The following is a 19,259-nucleotide window of genomic DNA, read 5'->3' on the forward strand; positions in this document are numbered from 1 at the left end:
TGTTTAGCAACATAATTAACGGAGGATAAGCGAGTGCAGTAGATTAAATAACATAAATTAGGTTTGGGAGAGCAATTATGAGCCGCAAAAATAATACTGCTTCAGCAGAATGTCTTGTCGATCTAGCTAAACAACCACCAGAAGTTGCAACCGATCGTCGTGATTTGGTGCAACAACTCGATATTGAAGAAAAAGTCCAAGATGACTTACAGAAAAATTTAGACGCTACTCAATTATATTTAGGTGAAATAGGTTTTTCTCCGCTATTAACAGCTGAGGAAGAAGTGTTTTTTTCACGTAAATCCCTCAAAGGCTGTGAAAAATCTCGCAACCGCATGATAGAAAGTAACCTCCGCCTTGTGGTTAAAATTTCCAGAAGATATAACAATCGTGGCTTAGCCTTACTCGATCTTATCGAAGAAGGTAATTTAGGCTTAATAAGAGCGGTCGAAAAATTTGATCCTGAACGTGGTTTTCGTTTTTCTACCTATGCAACATGGTGGATTAGACAAACTATTGAACGAGCGATCATGAACCAGACTCGGACTATCCGTTTGCCGATCCATGTTGTTAAAGAATTAAATGTGTACTTACGTACAGCAAGGCAACTTGCGCAAAAACTTGATCATGAACCTACCGCAGAAGAAATCGCCGCAAAGTTAGATGTATCGACTGGTGATGTTAGTCGGATGTTGAAACTAAACGAAAGAATCACCTCGGTAGACTCACCTCTCAGTGGTGATAATGAGACGGCATTATTAGATGTTATTGCTGATGATGATTCTGTTGGTCCTGACTATCGTGTGCAAAATGAAGATTTATCTACTTCGATTGTTGGATGGTTAAATGAGCTTAATACTAAGCAGCGTGAAGTACTGGCGAGACGTTTTGGTCTACTCGGATATGAACCTTCAACATTAGAAAATGTCGGTGCCGAAATAGGGTTAACGCGTGAACGAGTTCGTCAAATTCAAGTTGAAGCGCTTAAACGTTTAAAAGATCTGTTGGGAGCACAAGGGCTTTCAGTTGAAGCATTATTCAGAGATTAATGGATAGTGAAAGCTTATTATCGATATTCGGGTCAAAGCCTATATGAGTAGTATTTTTGGCTCATGCACTTAGGTTTATCCCGCCAATCGATATCAATGGTAAATGCTATACAATTAAGCAATATAGAGGTGAACGAAGCAGGTTTAAGCTTAATCATTTGTTCAATTTAACGTAATTATCATCATTTTCGATACTAGTCGATTTTTTGACTCTATCTCATTGCTCTAGCATATTTTAACCTATCAAACCTATCATCTTCAACCTATTGTCGAACCTGGCTATCGTTATCGCAGTACTTTCTTTTTTGAGTGGATAGTGGAATGGAAGTCTTAACAGACTTCCACCGTTTATTATTTTAATTTAAACGTAAACACTATTTAGCTATGGTTAGCTTACGTTATTTAAGCGCTTCAACTCATATAAATAATCTAAAGCCTGTTTGGGCGTCAAATCATCTGGGTTAATTTGTGCTAACTTTTCTAATGCCTTTGAAGGTTCTGGTATTGGGGGTAATAAATTCATGCTCACCTGGGTTGTATTCTGTGGTGATAAACTCATGTCTCTATTTTCAAGTTGATGCAGTTTTTGTTTTGCCGCTTTAATCACTTGCGCTGGTACTCCGGCGAGCGCCGCTACTTGTAAACCATAACTTTTACTTGCTGCACCGTCTTGAACTGAATGCATAAAAGCAATGGTGTCGTCGTGCTCTATGGCATCTAAGCGAACATTAATCACTGACGATAACAGTTCTGGCAGTTGGGTAAGCTCAAAATAATGAGTGGCAAATAATGTCAGTGCACTAAGGTTTTTTGCAAGATATTCTGCTGCAGACCAAGCTAGTGATAAGCCATCATAGGTTGAGGTGCCACGGCCTATTTCATCCATCAGCACTAAGCTGTTTGCCGTTGCGTTATGTAAAATATTGGCCGTTTCGGTCATTTCAACCATGAAGGTTGAGCGACCTGAAGCTAAATCATCTGATGCACCAATACGAGTGAATATTCTGTCTATTTCACCTATTCGAGCAGAGTCCGCTGGAACAAAGCAGCCAATGTGCGCCATCAATGTTATCAGTGCCACTTGACGCATATAGGTTGATTTACCGCCCATATTGGGACCCGTTACAATTAGCATTTGGCGTTTTGGGGTTAACTCGACCGGATTAGCAATAAATGCTGCTTGGCTGACACGCTCAACAACAGGATGACGACCAGCCTTAATATGAATACCAATATCATGGGTCATTTGTGGGCATTGATAATTAAATGTTTCTGCACGCTCAGCAAAATTGCTCAATATATCTAATTCAGCAGCGGCACTAGCAAACTGTTGTAACTCTTGTAATTTTGGCAATAACAGGTCAAATAATTGTTCCCAAAGTTGCTTTTCAAGTGCAAGAGCTTTGCCCTGACTTGAGAGTACTTTTTCTTCGTATTCTTTCAACTCTGGGGTGATATAACGCTCAGTTCCTTTAAGCGTTTGTCGGCGTTGATAGCTCAATGGCACTCTATCAGCCTGTAAACGGCTTACTTCAATATAATAACCATGGACGCGGTTATAACCCACTTTTAAGGTATTAATCCCTGTTTGTTGTTTCTCGCGAGCTTCAAGTTCAACCAAATAATCGCTCGCGCCTTCGCTCAATTTACGCCATTCATCTAACTCATTATTATAGCCTGTACGGATAACACCGCCATCACGAATTAATACTGGTGGGTTATCGACAATAGCGCGATCGAGTAAATCGTGTTGCTCTGGAAACTCACCTAATAATTGAACCAATGCCGTTAATCGAGGTTGCTGGCATATCGCTAATGTTTGCTTAATTTCTGGTAAAAGTGTCAGCGCTTGCTTTAAACGTGAAAAGTCTCGAGGTCTGGCACTGCGTAGTGATAACCGCGCCATAATACGTTCAATATCGCCCAAGCTTTTGAGCTGTTCATGCAGGGGTTGATATATATTTTGCTCAATTAATTCGCTAACCGCGCTATGACGGTATTGAATCGTTTGTCTATTGCGAAGTGGCTCGTGGATCCAGCGTTGTAACATGCGGCTACCCATAGGGGTAGCGGTATTATCCAGCACCCACGACAGGGTATTTTCTCGTCCACCGGACAAGTTTTGAGTTAGCTCTAAGTTGCGTCGAGTCGCGGCATCTAAAATAATAGATTCAGATTGATTAAAACGCACAATCGAATTGATATGAGGCAATGCCATCTTTTGAGTATCTTTTACATACTGCATTAAACAACCGGCAGCTTGTAATGCTAAGCGTGCATCACTAATACCAAAGCCATGTAAATCTTTGGTACCAAATTGACTTAGCAATAAACTTACACAAGTATCGTAGTCAAACTCCCACTCAGGACGACGACGAATACCTTTCATTTTATTGATTAATAACATGTCAGAAAAATCTTCACTATAAAGTAATTCGACAGGATTTGTGCGTTGTAATTCAGCTTCCAAAGCTTCTCGAGTAGGCAATTCCGCCACCACAAAACGGCCTGATGAAATATCTAAGGTAGCGTAACCAAAACCGTTTTTACCTTGATAGAGCGCTGCCAGCAAATTGTCTTGTTTTTCTTGCAGTAGCGCTTCATCGGTTAAAGTGCCAGGTGTAACAATGCGTACCACTTGACGCTCAACTGGACCTTTTGATGTGGCAGGATCACCAATTTGTTCACAAATGGCCACAGACTGACCAATATTAACAAGTTTTGCTAAATAACCTTCAACAGCATGATAGGGAATACCTGCCATGGGGATAGGATCACCACCACTTTTTCCGCGGGCTGTAAGCGAAATACCTAGCATTTCAGAAGCGCGTTTAGCGTCATCGTAAAATAGTTCATAGAAATCACCCATTCGATAAAACAATAACATATCAGGATGGGCGGCTTTTAAGCCCAAATATTGACGCATCATTGGGGTGTGTTTTTCTAAATCGCTGGTATCAATCACTGTCATTATGAACACTTCACTATTAATCAATCTTAGGGCGTAAATCTTATGGGGCCAATCTTAACAATATTTGCCCTCAGGGTATAAATAGATTCATACAAAAAAATTTACGAGAATCAAATATTGATATAAAAAGGCAATTCTCAAAGGTTTAAAAAAAATTGCGCTCAGCACTTGATACTGTATGACTATACAGTATACTGATGGACATAATGAAATGGTTTAGATCATTTCACCTAAGTCAAAATAGCATTTTACTAAACGTATTGAATGCCTTAAGAGGGTTTTATAATGAAGGTTGATCCAAACAAAGAGAAAGCGCTAGCCGCCGTTTTAAGCCAAATTGAAAAGCAATTTGGTAAAGGCTCAATTATGAAGTTGGGCGAAGATCGCACAATGGATGTTGAAACTATCTCTACCGGTTCGCTTTCATTGGATATCGCACTGGGTGCCGGCGGTTTACCAATGGGACGTATCGTTGAAATTTACGGACCAGAGTCATCAGGTAAAACCACATTAACTCTTGAAGTGATTGCCGCAGCGCAACGCGAAGGTAAAACCTGTGCGTTTATTGATGCTGAGCATGCTCTTGACCCTATTTATGCCAAAAAGCTTGGCGTGGATATTGATAACTTACTTTGTTCGCAACCAGACACTGGTGAGCAAGCATTAGAAATTTGCGATGCGTTAACCCGCTCTGGTGCTGTAGACGTTATTGTTGTCGATTCTGTTGCAGCGTTAACGCCAAAAGCTGAAATTGAAGGTGAGATTGGCGATTCGCATATGGGCCTAGCTGCTCGTATGATGAGCCAGGCGATGCGTAAACTTGCTGGTAACCTTAAGCAATCTAATACTCTGCTTATTTTTATTAACCAAATTCGTATGAAAATTGGTGTGATGTTTGGTAGCCCTGAAACGACTACAGGTGGTAATGCACTCAAGTTTTACGCTTCAGTTCGTTTAGATATTCGTCGTACCGGTGCTATTAAAGACGGCGATGAAGTTATCGGTAATGAAACCCGCGTTAAAGTGGTTAAAAACAAAATTGCTGCTCCATTTAAGCAAGCTGAATTCCAAATCCTTTACGGACAAGGTATTAATCGTACTGGTGAATTAGTCGATTTAGGTGTTGCGCACAAGCTGGTTGATAAAGCGGGTGCTTGGTATAGCTACAAAGGCGAGAAGATTGGTCAAGGCCGTGCGAATGCAGGTAAATTCCTTACTGAAAACCCAGCAATTGCCAGTGAGATTAATACTACTTTACGTACTATGTTATTGAATGGTGGTGCTAACGCATCAGATTCAAAATCAGAAAGTGAAGATAATATTGATCTTGAAACCGGCGAAGTTTTCTAAACCCGTCAATAAAATCAATCGCGGTAGTGCACCTTGCACACCGCGATTTTTTTCGTTAAAAAATAAAGCATTAGCTATCATTAAACGGCTTTTATAATGCCATGTCCTATAAAAATTAGATTGTGGATTTCATCAAGCTGTAGAAATGATTGCTTTTGAAGTGGTCATGGTTGACATAATTACGGCAACTAATAATTTTAATTAACGAATTTATTGATATCGACATATTCATAAAAACCTTAACAATATGCAATTAAATTGGCCCTAGCGGAAACGGTTTTAAGCAAAGGCATCATTACAGTGATGATTGATAGCCGCAGCATAGATTTTTGATATGGCTAAACATAACCCCGCTCAAAAGAATCGTTACTCAAGAATGCTATCTTCAAAGACCTCCATTAAAACAACGGTACTTCGCTCGCTATATCATTCGTTTTGGTGCAATTAACCTCTTAAGCTATCGAATTTAACTGAGATGATAATCGACTGACTCGCCTCGCTTCTTTCGACAAATTCAGTATATAATGCCTACATTTACTGGCTTGCATGCCAAGCTCGTTACTTTTGTATTTTCTCTATTCAGGGCCATTTATGTTTCAGACTACAGCAGAGTTAAGAAGTGCATTTTTAAAGTACTTTGAAGATAACGGACATCAGGTTGTTGATAGCAGCTCGCTCGTTCCCACTAACGACCCAACACTGTTATTTACCAATGCGGGTATGAACCAGTTTAAAGATGTGTTCCTCGGTATGGATAAGCGTAATTATAGCCGAGCCACAACATCACAACGTTGTGTTCGTGCTGGTGGTAAACATAACGATTTAGATAATGTAGGTTATACGGCTCGTCACCATACTTTTTTTGAAATGTTAGGTAACTTCAGTTTTGGCGATTACTTCAAAGAAGATGCCATTCGTTTCGCTTGGACCTTTTTAACTGAAACCCTCAAACTGCCAAAAGATCGCTTATGTGTCACTATTTATGAAACAGACGACGAAGCATATGATCTTTGGACTCAAAAAATCGGTGTTGCGCCAGAGAATATGATCCGTATTGGCGATAACAAAGGTGGACCGTTTGCGTCAGATAACTTCTGGCAGATGGGCGATACTGGACCTTGTGGTCCGTGTAGTGAAATTTTCTATGATCATGGTGATCATATTTGGGGTGGACGTCCTGGTACGCCTGAAGAAGATGGCGACCGCTTTATTGAAATTTGGAATATTGTATTTATGCAATATAACCGTCAAGCAGACGGTGAAATGTTGCCATTACCAAAACCTTCTGTTGATACCGGTATGGGTATTGAGCGCATTGCAGCGATTATGCAAGGCGTGCATTCAAACTACGAAATCGATATCTTTAAACAGCTAATAGCCAAAACGGCTGAAATTATAGGTGTCAGTGATTTAGAAAATAAATCTCTGCGTGTTATTGCTGATCATATACGTTCTTGTGCATTTTTAATTGCCGATGGTGTTATGCCATCAAATGAAGGTCGTGGTTATGTGTTGCGTCGTATTATTCGTCGAGCGGTTCGTCATGGTAATAAACTTGGTGCCACTGATGCATTTTTCTATAAATTAGTACCAACACTTATTAGTGTAATGGGTGATGCTGCCAATGGTTTAAAGCAAACTCAAGCCATTGTTGAAAAAGCCTTAAAAGCAGAAGAAGAGCAGTTTGCCCGTACGCTTGAGCGCGGCCTAGTCATTTTAGATGGTGCTCTATCTGCATTAAAAGGTGACGTTTTAGATGGTGATACTGCATTTAAACTGTATGACACTTATGGCTTTCCTGTCGATTTAACTGCTGATGTTTGTCGTGAACGCAACATTAATGTTGATGAAGCGGGTTTTGAAGTTGCAATGGCTGAGCAACGAAGTCGCGCACAAGCTGCGGGTAACTTTGGTGCAGATTATAATAACCATTTAATTATTGATGCCGAAACTTCATTCAGTGGTTATACCGAGCTAACAGGGCAGCCGAACGTAGTAGGTTTATATGTCGACGGTAAAGCCGTTGATGCTGTAATTGTGGGTCAGGATGCTGTTGTTGTACTCGATAACACTCCATTTTATGCCGAGTCTGGTGGACAGATTGGTGATAAAGGCCAATTAACAACTGATGGCGTAGAATTTAACGTTACTGATACGCAAAAGTTTGGTTCTGCTACCGGCCACCAAGGTAAATTAATTCAAGGCAAACTCGTTGTAGGCCAGCAATTAACTGCGCAGGTGGATAAAGAATTGCGTCACCGTACTCAGTTAAATCATTCGGTGACTCACTTATTGCATGCAGCATTACGCCAAGTATTAGGATCACATGTGTCTCAAAAAGGCTCATTAGTAAATCCCGAACGTTTGCGTTTTGATTTTGCTCACTTTGAAGCCGTTAAACCATCAGAATTGAAAGCCGTAGAAGATTTAGTCAATACTCAAATTCGTCGTAACCATGAGCTTTGCACGACAGAAATGGCTATTGATGAAGCCAAAGAAAAAGGTGCAATGGCATTATTTGGTGAGAAATACGATGACCAAGTGCGTGTGGTTACCATGGGTGATTTCTCTATCGAACTGTGTGGTGGTACTCACGTTGGCCGTACTGGCGATATTGGGTTATTTAAAATCACTTCTGAGGGTGGCATTGCTGCAGGCGTTCGTCGTATTGAAGCCGTTACCGGTATTGCTGCTATGGCTTATATTGCCGAGCAACAAGCGGTGTTAGACGAAGCAGCGCAATTACTTAAATCAGACAGTGCTTCTGTAGTGGCTAAATTAAAAGCTCAGTTAGATAAAGTGAAACAGTTAGAGAAAGATTTGTCTCAGTTAAAAGATAAGTTAGCTGCAGCAGCTAGTGCTGATATGGCCGGCGATGCAGTGGAAATCAATGGTGTTAAACTTTTAGTTAAACAGCTTGACGGTATTGATCCTGGTTCATTACGTGGTTTGCAAGACGAACTGAAGCAAAAGCTTAAATCTGCCATTATTGTGTTAGGCACAGCTAAAGATGGCAAAGTTAATTTAATTGTTGGTGTCAGTAATGATTTAACTAAAAAGATTAAAGCCGGTGAGTTGGTGGCAATGGTTGCACAGCAGGTTGGTGGTAAAGGCGGTGGGCGTCCCGATATGGCTCAAGCAGGTGGTACTCAACCTGAGAATTTAGCGGCAGCATTAGCCCTAGTAGAACCTTGGGTAAACGAACGTTTAAGCTAATGAAATCTGTAGATTAGCGTTTTTTAATGGCAATTGAGTCATAAAGTCTATGATATGCGACTTTATGACTTGAGTGCTATGAGTAGATTTGGCATAGTGAACTAACTTGCTAACAGTAAAAGCGTTTAAAAGGGTTGTTAGCGTTGGACAATACTCATTTTTGTGCTCAAATGTAGTACTCTATTTTGATACTTGTTTTTTCTATCCCTATCGTTTTTGTTATTAGTTTGCCGTATTGGATTGTTTAACAACCGAGTTGTGTCGTGAATATGATTAATTGACGGTCAACTCGTTTTAAAAGATGATTAATCATCAAATTTTGTGATTACCTAAGAGAATATGCTTTATAAACCGACGTATTCAGAAATTGATACTATGATTTTATGTAAAGCAGACCTTATAATGAGCGCATATTACGGATAAAGCGTGTTATGCAGATTGAACTTAAAGGAGCAATCGAATGCTAATTTTGACTCGTCGTGTAGGCGAAACATTAATGATCGGTGACGAAGTCACAGTTACTGTATTAGGTGTTAAAGGTAATCAGGTACGTATTGGTGTTAATGCACCTAAAGAAGTGTCTGTTCATCGTGAAGAGATCTATCAACGTATTCAGTCTGAGAAGTCAGGTACCCCTTCTGAAGGCGGTAATTACTAATTTCGTCCAGATATATGGTCGATATCATAAAAGTCAGCATTTGCTGACTTTTTTGTTTTCTGTACTTAAGAAAACTGTCGGTTTACTTTATACCAATCCTCACAAGGTAACGTTCCCGCAGTAATAAAGGTTTACCTTCAGTTAGCTGGATGGCATTCATGTACTGATGCTGGGAAAGGGGGCAAAGATTCACTTTGTGAGTAACACAATGAACAAGTTTGCGTCGAGATTTGAGAACGTATTATTGTTTGTCCCATTTATTATCAGGAGCAGAACTTAAGGTCGTTATTAATTTAAAACGCCTGAAACTTTCAATTTAAGGTTATTGCGGCAAAAGCTACCGTTTTACTTTTAAATGTATGCAACGCTTTAGCGTTTGTTTTAGAGGCCTCGCTGGGGTGATTCAAATGCTTGGTCAATCCGTTGTTTGCACTCATTGGGAAACATCGTAATCTTAGTTAATAGCTTTGGTACGCGTTTTTACTCGCGGTAAGTCTTATGAGCCTCTTTAGTGTTGATTTCAATTTGAGCTTGTAAATAAGGTCGTATGGCGGAATGGATGACAATTGCTATCAAGCTTAACTTAGCGAGTAACCTTTCTCATGTTGATACCTAATGTTGATCCCTCGTGTTAATAACGTTTAATCCACTAACATGGTCGTCTTTGCATTGTGATGGTGGTTACATTGCGCAGCCGAGTATTATGTAAATGTAATATTTAAATGCTCTTATTTGCGATTGTGGTATCGCTTAGTATGGTGCGCAACTAAAGCTAGGTATCGACAAAATGTCTAATAGAATCTTCAGTTGTATAAAATTACTGCAAACTGCTACACAACTTATCTTCAAAAACTTATCTTCAGAAATTAATGGGCACTGGTTACTAATACGTCACCAGCCCTCGGCAATAAAATAAATAACTAGTTTTCTATGAAATAGGCGATCTATTTTTGCTTTTCTGATTTAGCTATCTCTTAACTCGAGCAGAGGTTAAGAGGATTAATACCGTTAATAGAAACCAATATTCATAAAAAATAATACAGTTTTCATGACTATTTGAGTCTATTATCCCCAATGTGCTTAAAAACACTCCAAATGAAGTTAGGTTTCCTAAAAAGGGTTTGACTTATTTTCATCAAACAGTAATATGTGCGCCAAGAAACGGAGAGGTGGCCGAGTGGCCGAAGGCGCTCCCCTGCTAAGGGAGTATGGGCTTTAAATCCCATCGAGGGTTCGAATCCCTCCTTCTCCGCCATTTCTTACAATAGATATACGATGCGGATGTAGCTCAGCTGGATAGAGTACCTGGCTACGAACCAGGCGGTCGGAGGTTCGACTCCTCCCATCCGCACCATTATCTATTATAGTGTTAAACATGAATGCGCGTGTAGCTCAGCTGGATAGAGTACCTGGCTACGAACCAGGCGGTCGGAGGTTCGACTCCTCCCACGCGCACCATTCATGTTTCACTAAAACCCAATTTATGCGCGTGTAGCTCAGCTGGATAGAGTACCTGGCTACGAACCAGGCGGTCGGAGGTTCGACTCCTCCCACGCGCACCATATATTGCGGAGAGGTGGCCGAGTGGCCGAAGGCGCTCCCCTGCTAAGGGAGTATGGGCTTTAAATCCCATCGAGGGTTCGAATCCCTCCTTCTCCGCCATTCATTAAGTATGGTTAGTTGTTTAAAATACTAACCATAGCGATACTTGTGAATGGCGTGTTGTAAAGATTTTGCGCGTGTAGCTCAGCTGGATAGAGTACCTGGCTACGAACCAGGCGGTCGGAGGTTCGACTCCTCCCACGCGCACCATAATAAAAAAGCCCTGCATTAATGCAGGGCTTTTTTTTGCGTTTAATTTGAGAGCTTCTTCTTACTTTTAACTGTCACTCTTTATTAAGCTAGAGTGGATGCTGACATCTTTATTCACTAATCATCTATATCACTGTTGAGAATGTCTTTTATCAAGATGTTAAATGAATAATGTATTGGGTGACGCTTATAAATCAATGTTACTTTATCAATTAAAAAGCATCTTCGGCAGATTATGTGATGATTCAATAATTTATTGGCTATTTTTTTGAGGTTTATTGATTCTCTACGATTGAATATCGCTCTTTTGGTAAGACCAATTTACAAAAAGATAGCATTTTTATCATAAATTGTTTATATTTTGTGACAGATAATTGGTTTTCCAGCTTCAATTTGCTGTTTGCCATGAAATATAATTTCATTGAATAAGCGTTGAGTTTGAATATTTATGCTTTGATGCATAATTCAAGCTCTTTTATGCTGCCGTTAAAACTGTTGTTATCGTGGTGCACGTTTTGTGACTTTGCACCATGATCATGCAATGTGGACAGTACATAATAGCCAACGTAATGGTTTGATGTTTAACAGACAAAGTGAGGATACATGACATCGATATCAGAGCAGTTATCCGATGCACTAGGCATCATGGTAATGGGCATGGGCTTAGTTTTTATTTTTTTGAGTATCTTAATCATCGCTATTGGCATTGTTGCCAAACTTTTTCCTGCATCTGAAGCGACAACCGCTACACCAGTGCCTGTAACACCTTTGCCAGTAACATCTAATGCACCGGGACATACTGGTTTAGATCCTAAGCTGGTTGCCGCAATTACCTCTGCGATACATCAATACCGCGCGAAATAAATTTGGAGTCATTATGAGCAAGCCATTAGCACTAACCGATGTAGTCCTGCGTGACGCACACCAATCATTACTGGCAACACGTTTACGTATTGACGATATGTTACCCATAGCGCCGCTATTAGACAAAATAGGTTTCTGGTCACTTGAATCATGGGGCGGAGCCACGTTTGACTCTTGTATTCGTTATCTCGGAGAAGACCCATGGGATCGTATTCGTGAGCTGAAAAAAGCCATGCCTAATACACCGCAACAAATGTTGCTTCGTGGCCAGAATCTATTAGGTTATCGTCATTATGCCGACGATGTTGTTACCCGTTTTGTCGAGCGCGCTCACACTAATGGGGTCGATGTATTCCGTATTTTTGATGCGATGAATGATGTCCGCAACCTTGAAACTGCCGTTAAAGCGGTTAAAAATGTTGGCGGTCATGCCCAAGGTACTATTTCTTTTACCACAAGCCCTGTTCATTCGATAGATACTTGGGTTGATATGGCTAAGCGTTTAGAAGACATGGGCGCTGATTCATTATGTATTAAGGATATGGCCGGCTTACTTAAACCGATGCAAGCGTATGACTTAATTAGCCGATTAAAGTCGCAAACGGACTTGATGGTATCGATGCATTGCCATGCGACTACAGGTTTGAGTACTGCAACGTATCAGAAAGCGATTGAAGCAGGTGTTGATGTATTGGACACCGCTATTTCATCGATGAGCCAAACCTATGGTCACAGCGCTACAGAGACTTTAGTGGCAATGGTTGAAGATACGGACAGAGCAACCGGCTACGATATGGTTTTGCTGGAAGAGATTGCCGCTTATTTTCGTGAGGTACGAAAAAAATATGTTCGTTTCGAAGGTGCATTAAAAGGTATCGACTCTCGAATTTTACGTGCTCAAGTGCCTGGTGGCATGCTAACCAATATGGAAAATCAATTAAAAGAGCAGGGTGCAGCAGACAAAATGGACGCAGTGCTTGAAGAAATTCCGCGGGTACGCGCAGATCTTGGCTTTTTACCTTTAGTTACGCCTACCTCGCAAATTGTAGGTTCACAGTCAGTGATTAATGTGCTGATGGGCGAACGTTATAAGTCGATGACCAAAGAAACTGAAGGCGTCTTAAAGGGTGAATATGGTGCTACGCCAGCGCCTGTGAATGCGGAACTACAAGCCAGAGTGTTAAAAGGTGAGCAGCCTATTACGTGTCGCCCTGCAGATTTAATTGCACCAGAACTTGATAAGTTACGTGTAGAGCTTGCTGAAGCCGCCAAAGAGCAGGGCTTTAGCTTAGCAGCAGAACAAGATGACGATGTAATGACTTACGCGTTATTTAATCAAATTGGTCTTAAGTTTCTTAAAAATCGCGGTAATCCAGATGCGTTTGAGCCGGTCCCTAGTGCCGATGATCTCCAAGTAAAGACCGATAGTGGTCCTGTAACTTATACCGTTAATGTCGAAGGTCAACGTTTTGTAGTAGAAGTGAGCGAAGGGGGTGAGATAAGTCATATTGTATCTACTTCAGCAACACCTTCAGTGGTTACTTCTGCAGCGGTAACGTCGGCGACTACCGGTGAGATTAAGTGCACTATGGCCGCGCCACTATCAGGCAATATTTTTAAAGTGTTAGTTAATAATGGTCAAACAGTAAAAATGGGTGAAGTGATTATTATCCTTGAAGCGATGAAAATGGAAACTGAAATTCGCGCCCAAGAAGATGGTGTTGTTACTCAGTTAGCGGTTAAGCAGGGTGACAGTGTCACAGTGGGTTCAACATTGTTGTCACTAGTATAAGAGGTCGAAATGGAAGGATTAATGGCCTTTTGGGCCGAAACGGGTGTTGCCAACTTTAGTGGTGGTCAACTACTGATGATGGCTGTTGGTTGTTTGTTATTATTTTTAGCGATAATAAAAGGTTTTGAACCTCTCTTATTATTACCCATTGGTTTTGGCGCGATATTAGCCAATATTCCTAATGCAGGTTTTACTGATGAAGGTGGTTTACTGTTCTACGCTTATCATATCGGTATCGAAACGGGTGTATTTCCACTGCTGATTTTTATGGGAGTTGGTGCTCTAACTGATTTTGGGGCATTAATAGCCAACCCTAAAACCTTATTGCTCGGTGCTGCGGCACAATTTGGTATTTTTGCCACTCTATTAGGTGCTATCGCCCTTAATTGGGTGCCAGGTTTTGAGTTTAGCATGCAAGATGCAGCCGCTATTGCCATTATTGGTGGTGCCGATGGTCCTACTGCCATTTTCTTAGCCTCTAAACTGGCACCTGAATTGTTAGGCGCTATTGCTGTAGCTGCATACTCGTACATGGCTCTGGTGCCGCTAATTCAGCCGCCAATTATGAGGTTATTAACCACTAAAGCAGAACGCGAAATCAAAATGGAGCAACTACGTGAGGTCAGTAAAATGGAGAAAATTATTTTTCCGCTGATGGTACTAGGATTAACCATTTTATTTTTACCCGCGGCGACACCGCTAATCGGTATGTTCTGTTTGGGTAATTTAATGCGCGAATCGGGTGTGGTCGATCGTTTATCTAAAACCGCCCAAAACGAGCTAATTAATATGGTGACGATCTTTTTAGGTCTTGCTGTAGGTTCTAAGTTATCAGCCGATCAATTTCTACGAATCGAAACTCTTGGTATTTTAATCCTTGGCGCAGTTGCGTTTAGTATTGGTACTGCTTCTGGTGTATTGATGGCCAAATTGATGAGTAAGCTCTCTGGTGGGAAAATTAATCCGCTTATTGGTGCCGCAGGTGTATCTGCCGTGCCAATGGCTGCCCGTGTAGTGAACAAAGTAGGTTTAGAAGCTAACAATCAAAACTTTTTATTAATGCATGCTATGGGGCCTAATGTAGCAGGTGTACTAGGTAGCGCTGTTGCCGCAGGGGTATTGTTGGCCGTATTAGGGTAAATTATCTATCGAGTTGATAAGCCAATGCAATCGCATTGGCTTTTTTGTTTCTATCTGATTGGTAAAGTTGATACACCTATTTGATTTATATTGGCGTACTTAAGCTTTAATACTTGGGAGTCGTGGCGTTATAGTCGTGAATAAATTATTTGCTTTTAGATTAGCCTTTATCGCATGAAATTACATGAACGGTTATGTCTTTGATTCTATTCTTAACCTATATATAAAAAAGAAATCGACTAATTTATGAAAATATCACCAACTTTAGTGGCTCATTAAACGTAATATTTTAGTTCGAAAAGTGTGCGTAACTTCATTCTGCATATAAAGTTTTAGCATACCGATATGCTTTTAGTGTTAGGTATTGCTAATTTAGAGGTGGTATGTGTAAAAGTCAACTTTCAGAAAAACCCCACTAAAATACTCCTTTGTAGGTACTTAAGTTACCGTTTTTATTCATAGTTTTGTTACCAAAACAACATGAGCTCAAATATTATCCGTTCGATATAATGCTAATTTTACCTGTTAAAAGTCGCAAATTTTGAATTGCCGTCAACATTTGGGTAAAGAAGTATTTAAAATGCTGGATAAATCACGGAAATGGATTCAGGAAGTATCTAAAGTTAATCCCAGTTAACTTGGTAGTCATATATTTTACGTATATTTAGCCTATTGGTAACTTAACTTTACTTAAAATAATATTAAGGATGTGAGATGAATAACAAATTACTTGCTAGTCAAGTTGTGGGTAAGGCTTGCCTTAATTCAGCTGTAGCTAAAAAATGGGCTTTATCAGCACTAACGTGTTCGTTGTTATTAGCTATGGGAAGCGTTAATGCAGCAGATACTAATATTAATTCTATTGCAGACGCTGTTACTCAAGGTACTGCCAATGTAGATTTAAATTTACGTTATGAATCAGTCGATCAAGACAACGCACTAAAAGATGCTGATGCGCTAACACTGCGTACTCGTTTAACGTTTGCTACAGCAGAATATTATGGCTTAACAGCTTTAGTTGAGTTTGAAGACTCGCGCAATTTGGCTGGTGTAAATGATTATAACGACGCGATTGGAAATAATGGCGCGTATTCAGTTATTGCAGATCCAGAAACAACTGAGTTAGACCAAGCTTTTTTACAATATAAGCGTGATGGTTTTACAGCTAAAGCTGGTCGTCAAGTGATCGCACTTGATAACATGCGTTTTTTAGGGCACGTAGGTTGGCGTCAAGATCGTCAAACATTCGATGCTGTCACTATGCAATATGCGATGAATGACTTTAGCGTTGATTATGGCTACATCTACAAGCGCAACCGTATTTTTGCTGAAGTAAAAGACATTGATTCAAAAGATCACATTATCAATGCGTCTTATAACTTAGGTTTTGGTAAGTTAAGTGCTTACGGCTATTTACTCGAAGAAGATAGCAATCTTGATAACGGTATCGACACTTATGGCGTGCGTTTTGCTGGCGCCAAAGATTTAGACAAAATCAAATTACTTTATACGGTAGAATACGCCACTCAAGATGCAGATACTGCTACAACTTCTTATTCCGCAGACTACTTGTTAGGTGAAGTGGGTGTTGGTTTTAGCGGATTAACGTTCAAGCTAGGTTACGAACAGCTGGGGTCTGACAATGGCGAATATGGTTTTGCGACACCGCTTGCCACGTTACACGCGTTCAATGGCTGGTCTGATCAATTCTTAGGAACACCTGCACAAGGTCTTGTTGATACTTATATTTCTGTAGGCGGCAGCGTTGTCGGCGGTAATTGGGCATTGGCTTATCATGATTTTGAAGCTGACGAATCAAGCGCAACGGTTAATGATTTAGGTGATGAAATTGATGCAGTATTTAGTTTACCTATCGATAAACATTACACTATAGGCGTTAAATATGCGGCCTACTCAGCAGGCGATGCGAGTGCCGGTAAAGTTGATACAGATAAAGTATGGTTGTGGGCAAATGCTAAATTCTAATAATCAATAATCAATAATCAATAATCATTGATTGTCTTATGTTATAAAAAAGCGAGTATCAATTGATACTCGCTTTTTTATTATCATTTCTGCTTATCACTGCGAAACATCACAAAGTGGCTGGTTGTTGTGAGGGTTTTTCATCTGAGTAGAACTGTTCTACATCAAGTTGACCTTCGCTCTTGCCGATAACAACCGCAGTCATCATATCGCCAGTCACGTTGGTTGCGGTGCGGATCATATCAATAATACGGTCAATGGCGGCGATAAAAGCAATACCTTCTAGTGGTAAGCCTATCACGCCTAAAGTTACGGTTAACATCACCATCGCACTTCCTGGAACGCCTGCAGTACCAACAGAAGCAACGGTTGCCGTTACCGCAATCAGCATGTAGTCCGTCATGTCGAGTGGAATACCGTAAATTTGCGCAATAAAGATAGCTGCAATAGCAGGATAAATACCGCCACAACCGTCCATGTTCATAGTTGCGCCCAGTGGCAGTACAAAAGCACTGTAACGTTTTGACACGCCCATAGACTCTGTACAACGAGAGCTTGCTGGCAGGGTTCCAAAACTTGATGCTGTACTAAAAGCGACTATTTGAGCGGGCATAGCTTTACGGAAAAACTGAACTGGACTTAGACCTGCAGCCAATTTCACTAATCCACCATAAACAAACACGATATGAATCAGCGCGGCAATATAAATCGCCATAATAAACTTACCTAAAGGTAATAGTGTACTTAAACCATACTCACCCACAACCCAAGCCATTAAGCCAAACACGCCAATCGGTGTTAGTTTTAGGACCATACGGGTTAATTGGAACATCACTTCGGCGCCGGCTTCAAAAACGTTCTTTAACGGTGCGGCTTTCTCGCCAACTGCATTAATGGCAATGCCGATTAATGCGGCAAACACGATTATTTGTAGCACATTGCCCTCAGCTAATGATGCAAATGGATTCACTGGGATCATGTTTAGCAGTACTTGAGCAAAGCCTGGAATATCGCGTTCGCGCACTTCCGATGTGGCTAAAGCAAGATTACCGCCCATGTCGATAAGGCTGCCGACCGTTAAGCCTATGAATGATGCTATGGTGCCGGTAAACATAAACATGGCTAATGTTTTAAAGCTTAAACGTTTTAAATTACCTTGCGAACCTAGTGAGGTAATGCTCACCACAATGGCACACAATACCAAAGGAGCAACTAGCATTTTAATGGCACTAATAAACAGATCACCAAGGGGCTTTAACATCACTGCAGACTCGCCTAATCCGACGCCAGTGAGTGTTCCTAAAACAAAACCTGCAATGACTTTCTGCCAAAAAGGGATGCGTTTGAGCGTTTGCAATATCATGAGAATTCCAAATTATGTCATTATGACGTCACTAAATTTGAGTAGACAACGCCGTTGTGCGTGACTCATTATATTCATTAATGAGTGATTAATTATTAGAAGCTAAACCTTTTATGAAGATCTATTGCTGTTTAGCTTTTGAAGAAAATGCGTGGTGTTAAGGCTAAATAATGATTAACAAAACCGGTTAAGGTTAATAAATATTAATCGTATTGTATGAAGTGATCCAAAGACAAACAACGTTATTTTATTATAACTTATAAGAATAAGTAATTTTGTTATTATAACTTTAAGTTTTTCACTACTCATTAACCTATTAGTGCTTCAGAGACTCAATTAACGTAAATTGAATAAGATAACCTTGCATTTTTATGTAATAAGACATCGTATCAACGTGGCGTTTTGAATGTCATGTCGATATGAGTGGTGTCATTTTAGGTGTCATTACGCTGCTGCTTAAGCTAAATGTTTGGTAAAATGTTCAACTAAAGTTCTTGGCAAGGAATTTGGCAAGGAATTTAGCTAGGTCTTGAGCAAAAAATATCGTGCATATATTCATTGCCAAACTTGCATGCAATAAATTGAATAGTGACTGGAGTGAAACTATTAATGCACAATAAGGTCTATCGATGACGAGTTTATGGTTAATGTTCAGCGGTGCCTTTTTAGCTGCAACGTTATTGCCTGGTGGCTCAGAAGTGTTACTGGTGGCATTACTTAATCAAAGCCCTTCTTTCTGGCTTGAGTTATTGATAGTAGCCAGTGTTGGTAATACGCTTGGAGCGATAACCAGCTATGCACTCGGTCGAGCAGGGCGGTTAGCCAAAGATCCACAAGATATTCAACGTCGCCAATATCGCTATGCAATAGCATGGATAGAAAAGTATGGTATGTGGGCCTTACTGCTGTCTTGGTTACCCATCATTGGTGATTTATTATGTTTACTAGCAGGGTGGCTTAAAATACCTGTCGTGCCAGCTGTTTTTTTTATGTTTATCGGTAAGCTTATCCGTTATAGCGTCATTGTATTGTTGATGATGTATACGCTTGAGATTTGA

The 19,259-nt window shown here is 40.4% G+C and carries 11 protein-coding genes and 6 tRNA genes; 15 read left to right on the top strand and 2 right to left on the bottom strand.

The window, feature by feature from the left end; translation table 11 throughout:
* Positions 1-77: 77 nt before the first annotated feature.
* Positions 78-1,049, top strand: a complete 972-nt coding sequence (gene rpoS, locus EGC82_RS06975) for an RNA polymerase sigma factor RpoS (RefSeq protein ID WP_124730132.1) — start codon at positions 78-80, stop codon at positions 1,047-1,049.
* A 388-nt stretch (positions 1,050-1,437) separates the two neighbouring features.
* Here the strand turns inward: rpoS and mutS are convergent, their stop codons facing one another.
* On the bottom strand, positions 1,438-4,020 hold the full coding sequence (gene mutS / locus EGC82_RS06980; RefSeq protein ID WP_124730133.1) for a DNA mismatch repair protein MutS: 2,583 nt from the start codon (positions 4,018-4,020) through the stop codon (positions 1,438-1,440).
* A 285-nt stretch (positions 4,021-4,305) separates the two neighbouring features.
* Between mutS and recA the strand changes: the two genes are divergently transcribed.
* The 13 genes from recA to EGC82_RS07045 all read left to right on the top strand — a co-directional run bounded on the left by recA (position 4,306) and on the right by EGC82_RS07045 (position 16,838).
* Entirely contained in the window at positions 4,306-5,370 is a 1,065-nt protein-coding gene (gene recA / locus EGC82_RS06985) for a recombinase RecA (protein ID WP_124730134.1), read from the top strand.
* Positions 5,371-5,961: 591 nt separating this feature from the next.
* On the top strand, positions 5,962-8,586 hold the full coding sequence (alaS, locus tag EGC82_RS06990) for an alanine--tRNA ligase (protein WP_124730135.1): 2,625 nt from the start codon (positions 5,962-5,964) through the stop codon (positions 8,584-8,586).
* A gap of 460 nt (positions 8,587-9,046) precedes the next feature.
* Positions 9,047-9,244 carry a carbon storage regulator CsrA gene (csrA, locus tag EGC82_RS06995; RefSeq protein WP_011636538.1) on the top strand — a complete coding sequence of 66 codons (198 nt, stop codon included), beginning with the start codon at positions 9,047-9,049 and terminating at the stop codon, positions 9,242-9,244.
* Positions 9,245-10,407: 1,163 nt separating this feature from the next.
* A tRNA-Ser gene (locus tag EGC82_RS07000) sits at positions 10,408-10,499 on the top strand.
* A gap of 22 nt (positions 10,500-10,521) precedes the next feature.
* Positions 10,522-10,598 (top strand) — tRNA-Arg (locus tag EGC82_RS07005).
* Between the two features lie 27 nt (positions 10,599-10,625).
* Positions 10,626-10,702, top strand: a tRNA-Arg gene (locus EGC82_RS07010).
* A 27-nt stretch (positions 10,703-10,729) separates the two neighbouring features.
* Positions 10,730-10,806 (top strand) — tRNA-Arg (locus tag EGC82_RS07015).
* 8 nt (positions 10,807-10,814) lie between these two features.
* Positions 10,815-10,906 (top strand) — tRNA-Ser (locus EGC82_RS07020).
* Positions 10,907-10,979: 73 nt separating this feature from the next.
* Positions 10,980-11,056 (top strand) — tRNA-Arg (locus tag EGC82_RS07025).
* A gap of 603 nt (positions 11,057-11,659) precedes the next feature.
* Positions 11,660-11,920 (top strand): OadG family transporter subunit, encoded by a 261-nt coding sequence (locus tag EGC82_RS07030; protein ID WP_124730136.1) that lies wholly within the window; start codon positions 11,660-11,662, stop codon positions 11,918-11,920.
* A gap of 13 nt (positions 11,921-11,933) precedes the next feature.
* Positions 11,934-13,712: a sodium-extruding oxaloacetate decarboxylase subunit alpha gene (gene oadA / locus EGC82_RS07035; protein WP_124730137.1), complete on the top strand. Its 1,779-nt coding sequence runs from the start codon at positions 11,934-11,936 to the stop codon at positions 13,710-13,712.
* A 9-nt stretch (positions 13,713-13,721) separates the two neighbouring features.
* Positions 13,722-14,852 carry a sodium ion-translocating decarboxylase subunit beta gene (locus tag EGC82_RS07040; RefSeq protein WP_124730138.1) on the top strand — a complete coding sequence of 377 codons (1,131 nt, stop codon included), beginning with the start codon at positions 13,722-13,724 and terminating at the stop codon, positions 14,850-14,852.
* A gap of 822 nt (positions 14,853-15,674) precedes the next feature.
* Positions 15,675-16,838, top strand: a complete 1,164-nt coding sequence (locus tag EGC82_RS07045) for an alginate export family protein (RefSeq protein ID WP_124732580.1) — start codon at positions 15,675-15,677, stop codon at positions 16,836-16,838.
* A gap of 109 nt (positions 16,839-16,947) precedes the next feature.
* Here the strand turns inward: EGC82_RS07045 and EGC82_RS07050 are convergent, their stop codons facing one another.
* Positions 16,948-18,201 carry a dicarboxylate/amino acid:cation symporter gene (locus tag EGC82_RS07050; protein ID WP_124730139.1) on the bottom strand — a complete coding sequence of 418 codons (1,254 nt, stop codon included), beginning with the start codon at positions 18,199-18,201 and terminating at the stop codon, positions 16,948-16,950.
* Positions 18,202-18,830: 629 nt separating this feature from the next.
* On the opposite strand from EGC82_RS07050, the gene EGC82_RS07055 reads away from it, so the two are divergent.
* A complete protein-coding gene (locus EGC82_RS07055) occupies positions 18,831-19,259 on the top strand; it encodes a YqaA family protein (protein ID WP_124730140.1) in 429 nt (142 codons plus the stop codon).

The organism is Shewanella livingstonensis, from assembly GCF_003855395.1.
GTDB lineage: Bacteria > Pseudomonadota > Gammaproteobacteria > Enterobacterales > Shewanellaceae > Shewanella > Shewanella livingstonensis.

Excerpts from the sequence above, each read along its gene's own strand:
- rpoS (WP_124730132.1), top strand. The coding sequence starts at position 78 with ATGAGCCGCAAAAATAATACTGCTTCAGCAGAATGTCTTGTCGATCTA.
- mutS (WP_124730133.1), bottom strand. The coding sequence starts at position 4,020 with ATGACAGTGATTGATACCAGCGATTTAGAAAAACACACCCCAATGATG.
- recA (WP_124730134.1), top strand. The coding sequence starts at position 4,306 with ATGAAGGTTGATCCAAACAAAGAGAAAGCGCTAGCCGCCGTTTTAAGC.
- alaS (WP_124730135.1), top strand. The coding sequence starts at position 5,962 with ATGTTTCAGACTACAGCAGAGTTAAGAAGTGCATTTTTAAAGTACTTT.
- csrA (WP_011636538.1), top strand. The coding sequence starts at position 9,047 with ATGCTAATTTTGACTCGTCGTGTAGGCGAAACATTAATGATCGGTGAC.
- EGC82_RS07030 (WP_124730136.1), top strand. The coding sequence starts at position 11,660 with ATGACATCGATATCAGAGCAGTTATCCGATGCACTAGGCATCATGGTA.
- oadA (WP_124730137.1), top strand. The coding sequence starts at position 11,934 with ATGAGCAAGCCATTAGCACTAACCGATGTAGTCCTGCGTGACGCACAC.
- EGC82_RS07040 (WP_124730138.1), top strand. The coding sequence starts at position 13,722 with ATGGAAGGATTAATGGCCTTTTGGGCCGAAACGGGTGTTGCCAACTTT.
- EGC82_RS07045 (WP_124732580.1), top strand. The coding sequence starts at position 15,675 with ATGGGAAGCGTTAATGCAGCAGATACTAATATTAATTCTATTGCAGAC.
- EGC82_RS07050 (WP_124730139.1), bottom strand. The coding sequence starts at position 18,201 with ATGATATTGCAAACGCTCAAACGCATCCCTTTTTGGCAGAAAGTCATT.
- EGC82_RS07055 (WP_124730140.1), top strand. The coding sequence starts at position 18,831 with ATGACGAGTTTATGGTTAATGTTCAGCGGTGCCTTTTTAGCTGCAACG.